12 protein-coding genes are annotated in these 18,934 nt (G+C 66.2%); 7 read left to right on the top strand and 5 right to left on the bottom strand.

The window, feature by feature from the left end; all coding sequences use genetic code 11:
• Positions 1–62 precede the first annotated feature (62 nt).
• The 5 genes from AC07PE_RS10510 to AC07PE_RS10490 all read left to right on the top strand — a co-directional run bounded on the left by AC07PE_RS10510 (position 63) and on the right by AC07PE_RS10490 (position 9,186).
• A complete protein-coding gene (locus AC07PE_RS10510; protein WP_498763937.1) occupies positions 63–2,774 on the top strand; it encodes a TonB-dependent receptor in 2,712 nt (903 codons plus the stop codon).
• Positions 2,775–2,858: 84 nt separating this feature from the next.
• Positions 2,859–3,653: a rhamnogalacturonan acetylesterase gene (locus tag AC07PE_RS10505; RefSeq protein WP_498763935.1), complete on the top strand. Its 795-nt coding sequence runs from the start codon at positions 2,859–2,861 to the stop codon at positions 3,651–3,653.
• Complete coding sequence (locus AC07PE_RS10500; protein ID WP_498763933.1) at positions 3,650–6,313, top strand: pectinesterase family protein; 2,664 nt, start codon at positions 3,650–3,652, stop codon at positions 6,311–6,313. Before AC07PE_RS10505 ends, AC07PE_RS10500 begins: the two co-directional genes overlap by 4 nt.
• Positions 6,314–6,326: 13 nt before the next feature.
• The gene (locus tag AC07PE_RS10495; protein WP_498763931.1) at positions 6,327–8,207 is read left to right on the top strand and encodes a glycoside hydrolase family 28 protein; all 1,881 of its coding nucleotides are present in this window, start codon (positions 6,327–6,329) and stop codon (positions 8,205–8,207) included.
• An 88-nt stretch (positions 8,208–8,295) separates the two neighbouring features.
• On the top strand, positions 8,296–9,186 hold the full coding sequence (locus AC07PE_RS10490; protein ID WP_498763929.1) for an MBL fold metallo-hydrolase: 891 nt from the start codon (positions 8,296–8,298) through the stop codon (positions 9,184–9,186).
• Positions 9,187–9,198: 12 nt separating this feature from the next.
• Here the strand turns inward: AC07PE_RS10490 and AC07PE_RS10485 are convergent, their stop codons facing one another.
• Together AC07PE_RS10485 and AC07PE_RS10480 are read right to left on the bottom strand one after the other, a co-directional pair.
• Complete coding sequence (locus AC07PE_RS10485; RefSeq protein ID WP_498763927.1) at positions 9,199–11,433, bottom strand: NADP-dependent malic enzyme; 2,235 nt, start codon at positions 11,431–11,433, stop codon at positions 9,199–9,201.
• A gap of 76 nt (positions 11,434–11,509) precedes the next feature.
• Positions 11,510–11,809, bottom strand: a complete 300-nt coding sequence (locus AC07PE_RS10480) for an antibiotic biosynthesis monooxygenase family protein (RefSeq protein WP_498763925.1) — start codon at positions 11,807–11,809, stop codon at positions 11,510–11,512.
• A 93-nt stretch (positions 11,810–11,902) separates the two neighbouring features.
• On the opposite strand from AC07PE_RS10480, the gene AC07PE_RS10475 reads away from it, so the two are divergent.
• The gene (locus AC07PE_RS10475; protein WP_498763923.1) at positions 11,903–12,523 is read left to right on the top strand and encodes a flavin reductase family protein; all 621 of its coding nucleotides are present in this window, start codon (positions 11,903–11,905) and stop codon (positions 12,521–12,523) included.
• 74 nt (positions 12,524–12,597) lie between these two features.
• Entirely contained in the window at positions 12,598–12,822 is a 225-nt protein-coding gene (locus AC07PE_RS10470; RefSeq protein WP_498763921.1) for a hypothetical protein, read from the top strand.
• Here AC07PE_RS10470 and AC07PE_RS10465 read toward each other — a convergent pair.
• The 3 genes from AC07PE_RS10465 to AC07PE_RS10455 form a co-directional block, all read right to left on the bottom strand.
• A complete protein-coding gene (locus AC07PE_RS10465; RefSeq protein WP_498763919.1) occupies positions 12,819–14,309 on the bottom strand; it encodes a tryptophan halogenase family protein in 1,491 nt (496 codons plus the stop codon). The genes AC07PE_RS10470 and AC07PE_RS10465 overlap by 4 nt on opposite strands.
• Positions 14,310–14,427: 118 nt before the next feature.
• A complete protein-coding gene (locus AC07PE_RS10460) occupies positions 14,428–15,807 on the bottom strand; it encodes an alpha-amylase family glycosyl hydrolase (protein ID WP_498763917.1) in 1,380 nt (459 codons plus the stop codon).
• A 3-nt stretch (positions 15,808–15,810) separates the two neighbouring features.
• Positions 15,811–18,678, bottom strand: a complete 2,868-nt coding sequence (locus AC07PE_RS10455; protein WP_498763915.1) for a TonB-dependent receptor — start codon at positions 18,676–18,678, stop codon at positions 15,811–15,813.
• Positions 18,679–18,934: the final 256 nt, after the last annotated feature.

Genomic DNA, 18,934 nt, shown 5'->3' with positions numbered 1-18,934 from the left:
GCGAGACGCCGCGGCAGCGACGGCGTCCGAACGACACCGATAACAAATCTGGAGACAGCTTGATGAAACACCCGCGTTCCCCCAGCGCGCTTCCGCGCACCCTCGTCCTTTCCTCGATCACCCTGGCGATCCTGGCCCTGAGCCATCAGGCCGCCGCACAGTCGACCATGCAGCGCGTCGAAGTGACCGGTTCCAGCATCAAACGCCTGGCCGCCGAAGAAGCGCTGCCGGTCACCACCATCAAGGCCGAGGAACTCGAGAAGCAGGGCCTGACCACCCTCGCCGACGTCATGATGGCGCTGCCGCAGTCGGTCTCGCTGCAGCCCTCGAACGCCGGCTCGGGCACCAACATCAACCTGCGCGGCCTGGGCGTGAACCGCACCCTGGTGCTGCTGAACGGCCGCCGCCTGGCCAACGAAGCGATCGCCGACGGCTACGCCAACCTCGACACCATTCCGATCAGCGCCCTGGCCCGCGTCGAGATCCTGCGCGACGGCGCCTCCTCGATCTACGGCTCCGACGCGATCGGCGGCGTGGTCAACTTCATCACCAAGCGCGAAGTGGAAGGCGGCTCGGCCACCGTGCAGTACGTGCAGCCGGAACGGACCGGCGGCGGCGACGAGCAGCGCGTCACCCTCACCTTCGGCAAGGGCAACCTGGCCCGCGACGGCTGGAACATCTACGGCACCGCCGACTTCCACCAGCGTTCGCGCCTGCTGCTGTCCGACCGTGAAGGCTTCATCCCCGACGATGCGGCGATGGCCGCGATCGGCCTGCCGCGCAGCGCCGCCAGCGGCGGCTACGCCACCCCGGCCAACTTCACGAGCTCGGTCAACAAGAGCGCCGCCAACCCGTATTACGCGAGCGGCTGCCTGCCGGGCGCCTCGGTTCAGGGCGCCAAGAACACCTGCGTGCTGGACGACGACGTGTACGGCACCGCGCTGCACGCCAACAAGCAGCTGTCGGCCTACGTCAAGGCGACCAAGAAGATCAACGAAGACAACACGGTCTCGATTGAATACACCCGCGGCGAGGCGACCATCTTCGCCACCAAGAACCCGACCCAGGCCACCGCGGTCGGCAAGGTCACCGCGACCCTGCCCTCGACCAGCAAGTGGTACCCGGGCAAGAGCGGCGGCGTCCCGGCCTACCCGGGCCTGACCAACCAGCCGCTGACCGTGACCTGGGCCGTGGCTGACGGCGGCGCCGCCATCACCCGCGACCGCCAGCTCAACCAGCGCCTGCTGCTGTCCGCCGACGGCCATGTCGGCAACTGGGACTACAAGACCGGCCTGTCCTACGGTCTGTCGCAGCGCCGTGTCTACTTCGAGTCGGGCTACTACAACGGCCTGGGCCTGCTGAACGGCCTGGCCAGCGGCGTGCTGAATCCCTTCGGCCTGCAGGATGCCGCCGGCAGCGAGTACCTGCAGTCGATCTCCGCCGACGGCATGATGAACCGCAGCGCCAAGTCGGCCTACTACGGCATCGACGGCACCATCAGCCGTCCGCTGATGGCCCTGGCCGGCGGCGACATGGCGCTGGCCATCGGCGCCGACCTGCACCGCGACACCAACGAAGACACCAAGCTGCCGGAAGGCGAAGCCATCACCTACGCCAAGATCGTCCCCGGCCATGGCGAAAGCGCGCGCACCATCGGCGGCCTGTTCGCCGAGATCGACGCCCCGGTCACCAAGACCCTGAACCTGGACGCCGCCGTCCGCGTCGACCATTACAGTGACGTCGGCAGCACCGTCACGCCGAAGATCAGCTTCCGCTGGCAGCCGACCAAGGCCGTGATGTTCCGCGGCTCGGCCAACACCGGCTTCCGCGCGCCGACCCTGTTCGACCGCAACGGCTACCGCACGGCGGGCGCCAACACCACCACCTCGGGCCGCTGGGACGATCCGGTCCTGTGCCCGAGCAAGACCCCGCTGATCCCGGGCACCGGCACCGCCATCGCCGGCTTCAACGCCGCCGACGTCTGCAACGCCAAGTTGAACAAGATGACCGGTTCCAACTCGGCCCTGGTCCCGGAAAAGTCGAAAGGCGGCACCCTGGGCGTGGTGTTCGAGCCGAGCAGCACCGCCACGCTGGCCTTCGACTACTGGCAGGTCAACATGAAGAACATGCTGGCCAACCTGCCGGAGTCGGTCTACTTCACCAACTACGCGCAGTACAAGAACCTGTTCGTGCGTAACGCCGACGGTTCGCTGGCCTACATCGACAACCGCACCATGAACCTGGGCGGCCAGATCGCCGCAGGCGTCGACGTCACCGCCAGCTGGACCGCGCCTGCTACCCGCTTCGGCAGCTTCAACGTCGGCCTGGACGGCACCTACCTGACCCGCTTCGACAACCAGCTGGAAAAGGACGGCGCCTGGATGTCGAACATCGGCCAGTTCGGCTGGGCCAGCAACGGCACCACCAGCAGCTACCCGATCATCACGCCGCGCTGGAAGCACAACCTGCGCCTGTCGTGGACCGGCGGCGACTGGGGCGCCCAGTTGACCAACACCTTCGCCAGCAAGTACCGCGACGCCAACACCGCCGTCACCCAGCAGTACTACCGCGACATCTCCTCGATCTCGCTGTGGAACCTGACCGCGTCCTGGTCCGGCATCAGGCAGGTGAAGATCACGGCCGGCGTCACCAACCTGTTCGACAAGGCGCCGCCGATCACCAACAACACGGTGTACAGCAGCGGCTACCTGAGCAGCGCAGTGAACCCGACCGGCCGCGCGTATAACCTGCGTGTGACTTACAACTTCCTGTAAGTCTTGGTCGTGTCGTAGGAAGACGCACGCCGCCGGGGGCGTTTCCCCGCCGGCGTGCGCCCGCATCGGAAGCAAAGGAGTTTCATGAATTTCCCACGTTTCGTTTCAGCCGCGATGCTGCTCGCGGCTTCGCTCGTCTCTTCCGTCCACGCCGCAGAACGCCTTCCCATCCGCGTCATCCTGGTCGGCGACTCGACCATGGCCACCCGCACCGGCTACGGCGACGCCTTCTGCGCCCGCTTCACACCCGAAGTCAGCTGCATCAACCTGGCGCGCGGCGGCCGCAGCAGCGGCAGCTTCCGCGCAGAGGGCCGCTGGGACGAAGTCCAGCGCCTGCTGAAAGATGGCGCGAGCTTCAGCGCCACCTACGTGCTGGTGCAGTTCGGCCACAACGACCAGCCGGGCAAGCCCGGACGCTCCACCGATTTCGTCACCGAATTCCCGGCCAACATGGCGCGCTACGCGCAGGAGACCAGAGCGCTGGGCGGCGTGCCGGTGCTGGTAACGCCGCTGTCGCGCCGCAGCTTCCACGGCGCCTGGCTGCACAACGACCTCGCCCCGTGGGCCGCGACGACCCGCAGGATGGCGGCGCAGGAGCATGCCGTGCTGCTCGACCTGAACGCCGACAGCTACGCGGCCGTGCAGGCCATGGGCCAGGCCGAGGCGGACACGCTGGCCATGGCGCCGCCGCCAGCCGTGCTGCCATCGGGGCCGCAGGATCCGAACAAGGTCGAACCGCAGGGCGCAGCCAAGAGCGCCTTCGACCGTACCCACGTCGGCGCCAAGGGTGCGGACCTGTTCGCCACCATGGTCGAGCGCGAAATGGTGCGCGCCATTCCGTCCACCGGCGTCTGGTTCAAGGACGGGGGCAAGCAGTGAAAGCGCGCCTGCTTTGTTTATCGATTCCCCTGGGCTTCACCGGCATCGTCCACGCGCAGGACACACGCACCGTCACCGAGCCGGTGCTGCCGCCGGCCTGCGCCATCCTCACCGGCGACAGCTTCGCGCCCGAACGCAACGACGCCCCGCGCATCCAGGCCGCCATCGACGCCTGCGCGCCCGGCCACGCCGTGGTGCTCGCGGCCAGCAACGCCAGGCGCAGCTTCGTCTCCGGCCCGCTGGTGCTGAAAAGCGGCGTCACCCTGGTGGTCGACGAAGGCGCCACCCTGTATGCCAGTGGCGATCCGCGCCTGTTCGACCGCGGCGCCGTCGATGGTAAAACTGCGTGCGGATCGAACGACCAGAACGGGCGCGGCTGCCGGCCCCTGATCACGGCCGAGAACACGCGCGGCAGCGGCATCATGGGCCGCGGCGCCATCGACGGCCGCGGCGGCGAGAAAATGCTCGGCAAGGATGAGAGCTGGTGGCAGATCGCACGCCGCGCGCAGAAGGAGAAGACGCGCCAGAACGTGCCGCGCCTGATTCAGGTCGATAAATCGCAGGAGTTCACGATGTACGGCATCCTGCTGAAGAATTCGCCGAACTTCCACGTCACGCTGAACGGCGTCGACGGCTTCACGGCCTGGGGCGTGAAGATCGATACGCCGCACGACGCCCGCAATACCGACGGCATCGACCCGATCTCTTCGAAGAACATCACCATCGCCCACAGCTGGATCCGCACCGGCGACGACAACGTCGCCATCAAGGGCGGCAGCAATGGCCCGACCGAGAACGTCTCCATCCTGCACAACCACTTCTACAGCGGCCACGGCATGTCGATCGGCAGCGAGACCAATGGCGGCGTGCGGCGCGTGCTGGTCGACGATCTGTCGATGGACGGTACCACCTCCGGCCTGCGCATCAAGAGTAATGATACGCGTGGGGGCACCGTCTCCGAAATTCTGTATCACGATGTTTGCCTGCGCGGGCCGAAAGCCCCGATCGACATCTACACGCATTACGAGCAGGCGGAGAAGCCAGGCAGCCTGGTACCTGATTACCGCGACGTGCGCATGGAGCGCGTCCACAGCCTCACGCCGGGCAAGGTCAACCTGCAGGGCTACGACGAGGCGCACCCGCTGCGCCTGCGCTTGTCCGACGTGGTCATCGACGGCTCGCCCCAGGTGAAGACGGAATTCGCGCACGTGACCGGCACCGCCAGCTTCCTCGGCGAGGTGGCCGCGCCCGTCGATTGCAGCGGGCGCTTCCCGACGTTCCCGGCGGAGACGCTCCGCAACATGCGCCCGCAGCTCAGCGCCGAGCAGGCCAAAGCCTACGAAGTGCGCGAGGTGCTCAAGTATGTGGGCACGGTCGGCGCCGAGCGCATCGACCCGTGGGACCCGCTGGCCGATCCGCTGGCCGCCGGCGCTGCGTTCACGCCCGACTTCACGGTCGATCCGAACGCCAGGGCCGACGGACTGAAAAGCTTCCCCACCGTGCAGGCAGCGGTGAACAAGGCCATCGCCGGCGCAGGCGCCAGGCGCATCTACATCCGCATCCAGCCGGGCGTGTATCGCGAGCTGCTCTACGTGCCGCCGGGTGCGCCGCCGATTACCCTGTACTCCGACGATGCCGATCCGCGCGCCGTACGCATCGTCGCCGCTCTCGACGCCTCGACCACAGGCACGGATTACCGCGAGCGGCATGGCGCCCAGTTCGACAATGCCCCCGCAGCGGTGCGCGCCATGTACGAGCAGCTGAAGGACCTGCCCTCCCTGTCGACCAGCGGCTCCGGCACCGCCTGGATCAAGGCCGACGGTTTCCAGGCACGGAACATCACCATCGAGAACGCCTTCAACCGCAAGGGCAGCAAAGCCGGGAACGAATGCGTGGGCGACCGCTGCCCGGACAATACCGGCGGCAGCCGCGTCCACCACCAGGCCGTGGCCCTGCGCGTGGATGGCGCCGACCGCGTACAGTTCGAAAATGTGCGCCTGCTCGGCCTGCAGGACACGCTGTTCCTGAACGCACCGGACCAGAACGCCACGGTGCGCAGCTTCTTCCACAAGTCTTATGTGGAAGGCGACGTCGATTTCATCTTCGGCGACACCATCGCCTACTTCGACGACTGCGAGATCAAATCGATCGGCGGCCGCTCTGCCTCCTACGCACTGGCGCCCGATACCAGTCGCCGCGCGAAATACGGCTTCGTGTTCAATCACTGCCGCTTCACCGCCGACAAGGCTACGAAAGACGGCACGCAGTTCTACCTGGCCCGCCAGTGGTTCCACAACCAGCGCTGCACGCCCTACGGCTGGATGGCGGTGGACGGCTACCGCTGCCGCCTGGGCGAGGTCGACGTCTACCGCGCGCCGGAAGGCACGATCCGCCAGCGCACGCTGGAATCGGTCGGCAAGGCGGTGATCCTGAACTCGCGCATCGGCGCCCATATCGACCGGACGCATCCCTGGTCGGAATGGAACCGCATCGGCACCATGGCCCATCGCCGCGCGCAACTCGATTCGAGCGATTACTGGGCCAATCTGGAAGCAGTCCACCCCGCGGTCGGGCTGGATGGTGCCAAGGTCCTGGACGGCAAGCCGCGCCCGGCGCCGGCCGAGATCTACCTCGGCGAATACAACAACACGAATGAATGACGGAGACCGCAGCATGACATCAGCTTTCGACACCCGCCGCAACTTCCTGCGCACCAGCTCCCTCGCCGGCCTGGCCGGACTCGCGCTCACGCCGGGCGCGCAGGCCATCGCCGCGGCCGCGCAGGCCGCCGGCAAGGCCGCCGCCGACCCGTGGCGCGAAGCCGCGGCCATCGCGCACCGCCTGGCCATGCCGGTCAAGTTCCGCAAGAAGGATTATCTGGTCACGGACTTCGGCGCGGAGATCTGCAAGCTGGTGCCGGTCAAGGCCTGGGTCTCCTTCGAGGACCAGGACACCCTGAATACCCCGGCGCCGGGCTCGAAGGACTGCTACCCGGCGATCCGCGACGCCATCGCCCGCTGCCACCAGGAAGGCGGCGGCCGTGTGGTGATCCCCAAGGGCGACTGGTTCTGCGCCGGTCCCATCGTGCTGCTGTCGAACGTGAACGTGCACCTGCAGGCCGGCGCCCACGTCTACTTCAGCAACGATCCGCGCGACTACGCGAAGTACGGCGACCATGACTGCGGCCCGAACGGCAAGCTGGTGGTCTCGCGCTGGCAGAGCAACGATTGCCTGAACTTCGCGCCCATGGTCTACGCGCACAAGGCGAACAACATCGCCCTCACGGCCGACGACTGGACCGCCATCCTCGACGGCCAGGGCGGCGTTCCGTTCGAAGGATCGAACGACTGCTGGTGGACCTGGAAGGGCAAGAACGCCACCATCAACTCGGTGGCCCAGGACAAGTCGCCGAACTACGTGCCGGGCAAGCTGGCGCAGAACCAGGTCAATCCGCTGAATCCGAAATCGCTGGCGGACGTCGCGCCCGGCCTGTCCGAGGAAAGGCGCCTGCTGATCCAGGGCGAAGGCGAGAAATGGCGCGCCGACGACACCTACCTGCCGGCCCTGTCCGAAGCCGGCGTGCCCATCGAAAAACGCGTGTTCGGCCTGGGCCACTACCTGCGCCCGCCGATGATCCACCTGATCGATTGCAGCGGCGTGCTACTGGAAGGCTACCAGGTCACCCACACCCCATTCTGGCAGCACCACCCGGTCGCCTGCCGCAACCTCACGATCCGCCGGGTCTACGCCAACAGCCTGGGCCCGAACAGCGACGGCTTCGACCCCGAAGCCTGCGACGGCGTGCTGGTCGACGGCTGCCAGTTCGATACCGGCGACGACTGCATCGCCATCAAGGCCGGCAAGAACCTCGACACCCAGTTCGGTCCTTCGCAGAACATCGTGATCCAGAACTGCAAGATGCACAGCGGCCACGGCGCCGTGACCCTGGGCAGCGAGATGGCCGGCGGCATCCAGAAAGTCTACGCGCAGGACCTCGTCTTCGAGAACAAGAACTGGGCCACCAATCCGCTCAACATCGCGATCCGCCTGAAGACGAACATGAACCGCGGCGGCTTCCTGCGCTACTTCTACGTGCGCAACGTCAGCATCCCGAACGGCGTGCAGACCAGCCCCTCGTTCTACGCCACGCTGCCCGGCTCGCCGATCCCCAACCGCTCGGTGGCGGCAGCGGCCGGCGGCGTCATCACCTTCGACTGCGACTACACGCCGCGCGCCGACAACGTCCGGATCCGCCCGCCAGAAGTCCACGACGTGCACATCTCGAACGTCAAGGTCGGGAACGTGAAGACCAAGGACGGAAAGCAGGCGTCGAGCTGGCAGGCCTTCGTCATCCTGGGCCCGGTGGCCTCGGACTACAACGGCCCGGGGCCGCGGCCGGAGGTGCTGCCGGTGCGGAACGTCAGCATCACCGACTGCGATTTCGGCACGCCCTCCAACGCCGAGCAGCCCTGGTATTTGTACAACGTAAGCGGCCTGACGCTGAAGAACGTGACGATCGCCGGCAAGAAGCTCAGTACCTCGCTCGCATCCTGAGCGCTCAGGCGCCGCTCGATCCAGGTCTCCACCCGGGCTCACAGCTGATATATTATTGTCAATACAATAAAGCTGTCCGGAGACCGAGATGAGGACGATCGTTCGACCCGTGGTTCTGGGTGTGATTGCGAGCCTGGCTCTGGCAGGCTGCAGCTGGCCCCAGCCCGACGGCCCCGGTGCGCTAGCCGGTGCCGAGCGATTGCAGGCAAGCGGCGCCGCGGACACCGGCCTGCGGGCACAATGGTATGGCGTCAGCACCCTTCTCATCCGCGACAGCGAGACGACGATCCTGATCGACGGATTTTTCTCGCGTCCCGGCCTCGGTGAAGTGCTGTTCGCGCCGCTGACGCCAAAACCAGGGCGCATCGACGCCGCGCTGCCACGCGACACGGTGCCGGCCATCGATGCCGTCCTGGTCTCGCACTCCCATTACGACCATGCCCTCGATGCGCCTTTGGTGGCGAGAACGCGGCACGCGCTCCTGGTCGGTGGCGCGATCGACGAAAGTTTCGAGGCGCCGGGGCGGGTCGCCGATTACAAGCTCGGGGCCAACTTCAGCTTCCTGCTGCGCCACCCGGACGGCAAGCTGCTCGTGGTCCCCAGCGCCGGCAGCCGGCCGGAGATGTTTGCCGGGGTCAGCGCCGACGTCGTTTTCCTCGGCATCGCGACGCTGGGTACGAAAGAGGCCGAGGACACCGCTGCGCTGTGGACGGAAGCCGTCGAGCGCACCGGAACCCGGCTCGTGATTCCCATCCACTGGGACAATTTCAGCAAACCGTTCACCGAGCCTCTCGCTCCCCTGCCTTGGCCCATCGACAAGGTCGATCGGACGCTGCAAAGGCTGGCCGAGCTGACGCGCACGCGCTGCCGATCCGAAGTAAAGATCCGCCTGATGCCCTTGGGGCAAGCAGTAGCGATGCGCCAGCCGGCCGGGCAGGCGGCGACGGCCACCGCGCCACCCTGCCCGCCTGCACCCTGATCCTGCGCGCCCTCAGCCGGCGCCGTCCTTCACATCCGCCACCGCCAGCGCCGTCATGTTGACGATCCGGCGCACGGTCGCGCTGGGGCTGAGGATGTGCACCGACTTGGCCGCTCCCAGCAGGATAGGCCCCACGGTCACGCCCTTGCCCGACGAGACCTTCAGCACGTTGAACAGGATGTTGGCCGAATCCAGCGAGGGCATCACCAGCAGGTTGGCGCTGCCTTCGAAGTTGGGCTGGCCGTCCGGCAGGTAGATCGCGCGGATGTTCTCGTCCAGCGCGGCGTCGCCATGCACCTCGCCGATCACGCTAAGCTCCGGCGCCTCGCGCGCCAGGATCTCGCGCGCCTCGCGCACCCGCTGCGCCGAGGGGCGCGAGGACGAGCCGAAGATCGAATGCGAGAGCAGCGCCACCTTCGGGTCGAGACCGAACTGGCGCAATTCGCTTGACGCCAGCTTCGCGATCGCCGCCAGCTCCTGGGCGGACGGCTGGTCGTTGACATAGGTATCGGTGATGAACAGGGTGCCCTTGTCCAGCACCAGCGCATTCATCGCCGCCATCACCTCGGCGCCCGGGGCCAGGCCGATATCGCGCTGCACGTGGGCCAGGTGGCTGTCGTAGCTGCCCTGCATGCCGCAGATCAGGGCGTCGACTTCGCCGGTGGCCAGCAGCCTGGTGCCGCGCGCCGTGGTGTCGTCATCGCACTCGACCAGGGTGTAGTCGACGTCGCGCCGCATGCGCAGGCCGGCGTCAAGGATGGCCTGTTCGATCTCCTCGCCGCGGCCGATCAGCACCGGCTGCGCCAGGCCTTCGTCGACCACCGTCTGCACCGCACGCAGCACGCGCGCGTCGAAGCCCTCGGCGTAGGCCACGCGGCGCGGCTTGGCGCGGGCCTTGGCGAACACCGGCCGCATGAAGAAGCTGGTGTGGTAGATCATCGCCGCCAGCCGTTCGCGGTAGGCGTCCATGTCGGTGATCGGGCGCGCCGCCACGCCGGAGGCTTCGGCGGCCGCGGCGACGGCCGGTGCGATCGCCGCCATCAGGCGCGGGTCGAAAGGTTTCGGGATGATGTAGTCGGGACCGAAGCGCAGGTCCTGGCCCGCGTAGGCGGCGGCCACGGCGTCGTTGGCTTCCGCCTGGGTCAGTTCGGCGATCGCACTCACGCAGGCCAGCTTCATCTCCTCGGTGATGCGGGTGGCGCCGCAATCGAGGGCGCCGCGGAAGATGTAGGGGAAGCACAGCACGTTGTTGACCTGGTTCGGATAGTCCGAGCGGCCGGTGGCGACGATGCAGTCGGGGCGCGCGGCCTTCGCCACTTCCGGCCGGATTTCGGGCTCCGGGTTGGCCAGGGCCAGGATCACCGGACGCTCGGCCATGGTCTTGACCATCTCGCCGGTCAGCACGCCGGCGGTCGAGCAGCCGAGGAAGACATCGGCGCCCTGCACGATGTCGGCCAGGGTGCGGGCATCGGTATCCTGGGCGAAGCGCGCCTTGTTGGCTTCCATGTTCGCCTCGCGGCCGCGCCAGATCACGCCCTTCGAATCGGTCACGAAGATGTTCTCGCGGCGTACGCCCATGCTCACCATCATGTCGAGGCAGGCGATGGCCGCGGCGCCCGCGCCGGAGGCGGCCAGCTTCACGTTGGCGATATCCTTGCCGACCACTTTCAATGCGTTCAGCAGCGCCGCACTCGAGATGATGGCGGTGCCGTGCTGGTCGTCGTGGAAGACCGGGATCTTCATGCGCTCGCTCAGCTTCTTCTCGATGTAGAAGCATTCCGGCGCCTTGATGTCCTCGAGGTTGATGCCGCCGACCGTCGGTTCGAGCATGGCGATCGCATCGATGAGTTTATCCGGGTCGTTCTCGGCCAGCTCCAGGTCGAACACGTCGACGCCGGCGAATTTCTTGAACAGACAGCCCTTGCCTTCCATGACAGGCTTGGAGGCCAGCGGGCCGATATTGCCCAGGCCGAGGACGGCGGTGCCGTTCGAAATGACGGCCACGAGGTTGCCGCGCGAAGTGTACTCGGCGGCGGTGCTGGGGTCGGCGGCGATCTCTTCGCAGGCGTAGGCCACGCCCGGCGAATAGGCCAGCGACAGGTCGCGCTGGTTCGACAGCGGCTTGGTGGCGACGACCTCGATCTTGCCGCGCGTGGGCGAGCGGTGGTAATCGAGGGCGTCCGCGCGCAGCTGCGCGTCCTTGCCGGGTTCCTGGATGCCGCTATCGAGGCTGCTTTCGGTGCTCATTATTGTCTCCCTTGTTCGGTCGTCTGGCTATGGTCGCAGAAAAGCGCAGGCCGCTGCGCACGGCGCAGGCTGGCGCTCAAAAGGCCTCGAGCACACCGCTCAGGTGGGTGACGCTGGGGGCGCCGTCGAAGCAGTGGCCGACCAGGCGCCGCCATTCCTGGAAATCCTCGCTGCCGCGGAAGTGGACGGTGTGGTCTTCCAGCGTGTTCCACTGCACCAGCAGGCGGTAGGCGCGCGGATTCTCGATGCCGCGCTGCAGGCGCATGCCGGTACAGCCTTGCGCACGCTTGAACAGCGGCGCCGCCTCGCGCACACCTGCTTCGAAGATCTCTTCCATGCCTGCCTTGACCAGGATTTCTGCACTTTCCAAAACCATGTCTTGCCCTTTCGATGATTGAATGCCTGAATGCGTGATCGTTCAATTATGCCCCGGATGGAGTATCGTTGCTGGTCAACCCACGGAGCACGCATGAGCACAGCATTTCATTTCTACGAGCCGCGCACCGGCCACGGCCTGCCGCACGATCCCTTCAACGCCATCGTCGGCCCGCGCCCGATCGGCTGGATTTCCTCGCACAGCACATCGGGCATCCTCAATCTGGCGCCCTACAGCTTCTTCAACGCCTTCAACTATGTCCCGCCCATCGTCGGCTTCGCCAGCATCGGCTGGAAGGATTCGGTGCGCAATATCGAAGAGACGGGCGAGTTCTGCTGGAATCTGGCCACCCGCCCGCTGGCCGAACAGATGAACCAGAGCTGCGCCGCGGTGCCGCCGGAAGCCGACGAGTTCGCGCTGGCCGGCCTGACGCCGGCGCCGTCGAACGTAGTGAAGGTGCCGCGCGTGGCGGAAACGCCGGTGTCCTTCGAATGCCGCCTCAGCCAGCTGATCCAGCTGCAGCGCGCGGACGGCGAACAGGTGCCGACCTGGCTGGTGCTGGGCGAAGTCGTGGGCGTGCACATAGACCGTTCGCTGCTCAAGGATGGCGTCTACGAAACCGCCGCGGCCGTGCCCATCCTGCGCGGCGGCGGACCGGCCGATTACTTCACGATCGGCCACGAACAGCTGTTCCGGATGTTCCGTCCTGGCTGACACGCCGCGGTTTTGACAGCGCCGGCAAGCAGGCCTAAAGTGGCATCTGCCGTCCTACTTCGGGAGGACCCGACATGTACAAGACCATCGTCGTACACATCGACGGCGGCGCCCGGCAGGAAAGCCGGTTGGGCGCGACCGGCATCTCGTGGATGGACTACAGCCTGCTGACCGGCTCGATGGCGGCACCGGTGATCGGCGACGATTTCGAGGAACTGCGCAAGGCCGCTGACCACGCGCGAACTGCTGGAGCGCGCGCGGGTGCCGCTGCTGATCGCGCACTGAAGCCGAGGTGCTAGCCGCGCCCGAGCGCCTCCGCATGGGAACGCATGCTGCGTACGCAATTGCCGATCACTTCGCGTACGCCGGCCAGGTAGGCCTCGACCTCGGCTTCGCTGCGCAGCTCGGCCAGTGGATGATGGCCTTGCGGGCGCAGGCCCTGGCCTTCGAACACCTGGAGCCAGCCAGGCTCGGCGAACAGCTCGTTGTCGATGCGCTGCAAACGCCCATGCGCGCGATACAGCGCCATCTTCTGCCTGAGTGTGTCGGGAATCGCCATCGACGCGCAGTCGCGCCAGAACGCCGAGTCGGTGCGCCGGTTCAGGTGGTAATGCAGGATGATGAAGTCGCGGATGCGTTCCGTCTCGAACGCGGCCTGGCGGTTGTACTCGGTCACATCCGCCGGATCGAAACCCGCGTCGGGGAAGAACTCGATCAGGCGCGCAATCGCGGTCTGTACCTGGTGCAGGCTGGTCGACTCCAGCGGCTCCAGGAAGCCGCCGGCAAGGCCGACCGCGACCACATTGCGGTTCCAGGCCAGGCTGCGGCGCCCCGCCCGGAACTTCAACAGCCGCGATGCGTCGAGCGGCGCACCGTCCAGTCCGGCCAGCAGTACGGAGGCGGCTTCGTCCTCGCTCATATGGCTGCTGCAGAAAACATGGCCGTTACCGGTACGGTGTTGCAGCGGAATCCGCCACTGCCAGCCAGCCCGGCGCGCTGTCGAGCGGGTCAAGGGCTGCAGGGGTCCGGCCGGTTCGCTTGGTACGGCCAGCGCGCGATCGCAAGGAAGCCAATGCGACCAGTCCTCGAAGGGTGTGCCAAGGGTCTCGCCGATCAGCAGCGACCGGAAGCCGGAACAATCGACGAAAAACTCCCCGTCGACGCGGCGGCCGTCCTCCAATGCAAGGGTCGCCACATTGCCATCCGCACCGAGGATGGCGCCGGCAATGCGCCCTTCGATGCGCTCGACGCCGCGCCTTTCAGCCAGCGTACGCAGAAAGCGCGCATAGGCGCCGGCGTCGAAATGGTAGGCATAGGCGATGTCCGCCAGCGGCGAATCGCCGAGCGCGGGATCGGGCTTTGCGAAGCGCCCCGCGCGCGCCGCGGCGCAGCCGATCGCATAATCGCCCAGCGGCGCCGCCCGGCCCAGGCTGCGCATCCGGTTCCAGTACTGGTGGAAAGGCACGCTGGCCAGCTGCTGGCCAACACGGCCGAAGCCGTGGATATAGTGTGCGCCCTCGTCGCCCCATCCCCGGAACTCGATGCCGAGCTTGAAGGTCCCATGGGTCGCTTGAAGGAAGTCGTTCTCGTCGATCCCGAGGAACTGGTTGAAGCGCTGGATCATCGGTATCGTCGCCTCGCCGACCCCGACGGTGGCGATGTCGCTGGACTCGACCAGGCGGATCCGGCAGCGCCCTTCCAGGGCCGTCGCAAGTGCGGCCGCGCTCATCCAGCCGGCGCTGCCGCCGCCGACGATCACGATCTCGCGCAGCAAGGGTGACTGCATGTCTTTTTCTCCTGATGGACGGCGCCCCGGAGCATGGCCCGAACTGACCACCATGCCTCCGGTGCGCCGGTTGGCGCTGTACCAGCACGCCTGTGAGCGCGGCAACAGCATGGGGCACCTAGCGGACCAGCACCCGATAGCTCCACGGCGCCATCGTGAAGCGGGTATCGGGCGTGACGGTGACCGTGGCGCCGTCCGTGAAGTCCCGATAGCTGCCAAGCTGCAGGTCGTCGGCGAAGCGCGCCTCCAGCGCGTCACCCGAGAGATTGAACACGGCGAAGACCTGGCTGTCGCCACGCTGGCGCACGAAGCTCAGCAGGCGCTTCTCGTCGCCGTTGCGGACCTGCTGCACCACGCCGCCTTCGGCGCCGTTCCAGAGTGCGGGATTCTTCTTTTTCAGGGCAATCAGCCGGCGGTACAACGCCTCCCACGCAGACGCCTGCCAGGCGATCGGGTCGCGTTCGAAGAACGCCAGGCGCCTAGTGTTGCCCGCTTCCTGGCCGTTATAGATCATCGGCATACCCTTGCTGAGGAAGGACAGCACCGCCACCGCTTCAAGCGCCGGCCCGAAGGTCTCGAACTCGGTGCCTTCCCAGGCATTCTTGTCGTGGTTGCTGGTGCCCAGCAGGCGATAGGCCGCGGCCGGATAGAACTTTTCATCCCAGGCGTAGTATTGGTGCAAAGCGCTGGCATCCTGCTTGCCCTGGGCGATGTTCTTCAAGGTGTCCCACCAGGTCCAGGCATAGGTCGCGTCGAAGGCGCGCGCGTGCAGGTCGCGGCTTTCCCATTCGGCCAGCAGGAACACCGGCTTGATGGCGCGCAGCTCGGCCGCCGTGTCCTCCCAGAAGTCGAGCGGCACCAGGCCGGCGGCATCCGCACGGTAGCCGTCCACGCCGGCTTCGCGTACCCAATATGCCATCGCATCGGCCATGTAGCGCCGCAATCCCGGCTGGGCGTAATCGAGGTCGATGATGTCGTCCCAGTCGTACCACGGCGCCGGGTGCGGACGGCCGTGGCGATCCCTCGCATACCAGTCGGGATGACCGGACAGCAGCGCGTTGTCCCACGACGTGTGATTGCCGACCCAATCGAGAATCACGTGCATGCCGAGGCGGTGTGCCCTGTCGACGAAGCTGCGCAAGTCGCCGAGCGTGCCGAGCTCCGGATTCACGGCGCGGAAGTCGCGCACGGCGTATGGACTGCCGAGAGCCCCCTTGCGCTTCGCCTCGCCGATCGGATGGATCGGCATCAGCCAGAGGATGCCCACGCCCAGCTTTGCCAGGCGCGGCAATTCCTTCTCGGCCGCCCGCAGCGTGCCCTCGCGCGTAAACTGGCGGGTATTGATCTCGTAGACAGTGGCGTCACGGGTCCAGGCGGCGTGCTCGAATTTCACATAAGGCGCGCCGGCCGGCGCCGGCCCCGCCGCCAGAAGCGGCCCGGGAGCCAGCGCCGCCATCGTCGCGGCCAGCACGGCCGCATGCAGTATCGTGGTCCGCATCGCTCAGAACTTGACGTTGACGCCGGCGTAGTAAGTACGGCCGTACTTGACCTCGTTGGTGATCAGGTTCGGATCCTTGGTGTACTCGCGGAAGGGCTGGTTCGTCATGTTGTGCCCCTGGAGCAGGATGGTCCATCCGCGCAGCCACCCTTGCTGGAACTCATAGGCCGCCTGCAGGTCGACGATGGTCTCGCCCTTGATGAAGGTGAACTGCGAGTCGCTGCGGTAGTCGAGGATCTGGCCAATGAAGTCCGAACGCTTGTAGCCCGCCGCCGCCAGCTGCAGACCATGGCTCTCGTAGTACAGGCGCATGCTCGAGACGTTCTTCGAGAGGCCTGGCAGGCCGATCGAATCGACTGCGCCATTGAATACCGGCGCATTGTTCTTGGTGACGAAGGCCGAGGTCGGAAGCTTGACCGAGCTGTCGGTGTACGAGTGGCTGGCCTGAATGCCGAAGCCGTCCAGCCATCCGTTCAGCGCACCTTTCGTAAACAGGGAGAACGGCATGTTTACCGCCAGCTCGATGCCGCGCATGTTGCCGCCCGAGCCGTTCTCCGGTTTGGTCAGGAAGCCGACCGTCGAATTCTTGTACGGACCGGTTTGCGGCAGCGGCGTGGAAGCGCTGGTATAGGGCGCAAAGTCGAATTCGCGCGGGGCGTTGATCACGTAGCTGTCCAGCTTCTTGTAGAACAGGGCCGCGCTTACGTAAGCCTTCTTGCCGAAGTACTTTTCGTAAGAAATGTCGAAAGAGGTCGCCTGGTAGGGCTTCAGCTGCGGATTGCCGGCATACCCGGTCAGCGCCGGCGCGGTCGCGGTGGCGCTCTGCAGGCCGAAGTCCATGCTGGCCTTCATGTTGTCAAGGTTTGCACGGGAAATCTGCTTGCCGGCGCCGACCCGCAGGTATTGTTCGCGCTGCAGGTCGAACGCCAGGTTCAGGCTGGGCAGCACGTTGGTGTAGCTGGCGCCGTCGCTACGGACCGCGTATGGGCAGGTCTCGATCGTGATCCCGGTGCAGTTCGCGAGGTCCACCTGGTTTCCGCTGGCGTTCTGCCGCGTCCGGACCACCTGCACGCCAACATTGCCGGTGTAGGGAAGCGCGCCGAGCGCGCCGTCGAGGTTGGCCATGGCGTAGGCAGTCGTTACACGTTCGCCTACCGTCCAGTTGCGCGACAGGACGGTCGCGTCCACCCAGCGATTCAGCGCATAGACTGTGCCAAGCGTGCCGGTTGGATCGAAGGACACGACCGGGATGCCGCTGCCGCCGGCCATGGCGATCTCGCTGCCTGGCACAGGTACGCTGGCGTAGCCATCGCCATTCAGGATCGATAGCCGGCCTTCGTCACCGCCGCGGGACTTGTCGCGTTTGGTAAAGTTGAGGCCGAAATGCAGGCCGGCCAGCGGCCCCCACTCCAGCTCACGGTGTCCGCTCAGGCGGATGCTGTCGACCTGGTCTTCGATCAAAGGCAGCGACACATAGCCGGCCTGCGGGGTTAGCGGACCGCCGCCCCATCCGTCGACGTCGGTCAGCACCGCCACTTTGCGGTCGGCATAGCTCAGGCTGGGCTTGTAGACGACCTGGTCGAAGTGCACGCCGTCGAAGTTGCTATAGCTGATGCTGCCGAGCTGGGAGTTCGGCAGGTTGCCCGGCTGGCCGGCGGTGGTCTCGTAGTTCGACAGCGCCTTGACACCGCGCGAATGCGAGAGGTCGCCTTCCACCCGCCAGGCATCCGCCTTCCACTCGCTGTTGACGCCCACCGACAGCAAGCGGTCCTTGTTCGAGTACATGTGATTGCGCACGTCGGCCTTGTAGTTCGACAGCGTGCCGCTGGTCGCGATGCCGTTGGCGACCGTCGCATTCGTCAGCACGCCGTCCGGATCGTAAACGCCGGTGCTGCCGCCCACCGCACCTTCGATACCGGTTTTCTTGGTCGATTCCGAACCATGCGAGTAGAACGCATCGACCATGGTCTTGAAGTTCTGGCTGGGCTTGAACTGAAGACCGATCGAGACCGCGTCGCGGTCATTCTTGCGGCGCGAGGTCTCCGCCAGGAAGCCGCCCGGCACTTTCACGGTCTGGCCGTCGAAGGTCTTGTCGACCATGAATCCGCCCCAGCTGTCGAATTTCAGCTCGCCGCCATTGTCTTCCTTCAGGGAGGTCAAGCCGATCGACAGGCCGAGGGTCCGTCCGAAGAACTGGTCGACGTAAGTCAGTGTGCTGCGATGGCCGGAGCCGATGTCCGCTCCCGAATCGAAGCCGATGCGCTCCTTGCGCGCGCTCGCTGCCAGCACGCGCTTGCCGAAATCGAGCGGGCGCAGCGTGTGCAAGTCGATGGTGGAAGCCAGGCCCTGGCCCATCAGGCTGGCGTCCGGCGTCTTGTAGATCACGACCGCACCGGTCAGCTCCGACGGGAACAGATCGAACTCGGGGCTGCGCGCGTCGCTGGTGGACGCCTGTTCGCGGCCGTTCAGCAGCGAGCCGTTAAAGCTCGGCGATAGGCCGCGCACGCTGACATCGGTGGCTTTGCCGTTGGTCTTGTTGCGCTGGGTCGTCACGCCGGGCAGGCGCGACACCGACTCGGCCACGCTGGTGTCGGGCAGCTTGCCGATGTCCTCGGCCGACACGGCTTCCACGATCGACGTCGAGGTCTTCTTGATCGAGATGGCGGCCTCGATGCCGGTACGGATGCCCGACACCTCGACGCGCGCAATGTCCGGCTGAACCGGCTGGGCGCCGCCCGGTTTGATGTCCTGCTCCTGCTGGTCGGCACGGGCGGGCTTGGCGGTCGAATCGAGCTGCTGGGCGCCGGCGGCGCCGCACAGGAGCAAGGTACAGGCGGCGGCGAGCGGATGCAGGGCAAATGCTTTTTTCATGTCGTCTCTCGTTGTTGTAGTGGACCATCGGGTGCGAAGCGTCGGGCTAGATGATGCGATTGACCATTCCCGTCGTCAAAACCGATGTCGCCAATTCATGAATCTGGCCTAAAGAAACGCGCTGCCTTGCGGCCATGCCCTGTACAGACAATTTGCACGAATGGGCATAAAGGCAAACGACATTTCCCCGTCACGCCACAGCTCCGAATTTCCTTTGCACTCAGGGGCGAAACACCGCTACCGTCCAGCGCAAGGT

Source organism: Telluria sp. GW821-FHT07G12 (assembly GCF_059418525.1).
Note: the sequence above shows the minus strand (reverse complement) of the source record. Positions and strands in the feature narration are given on the sequence as shown.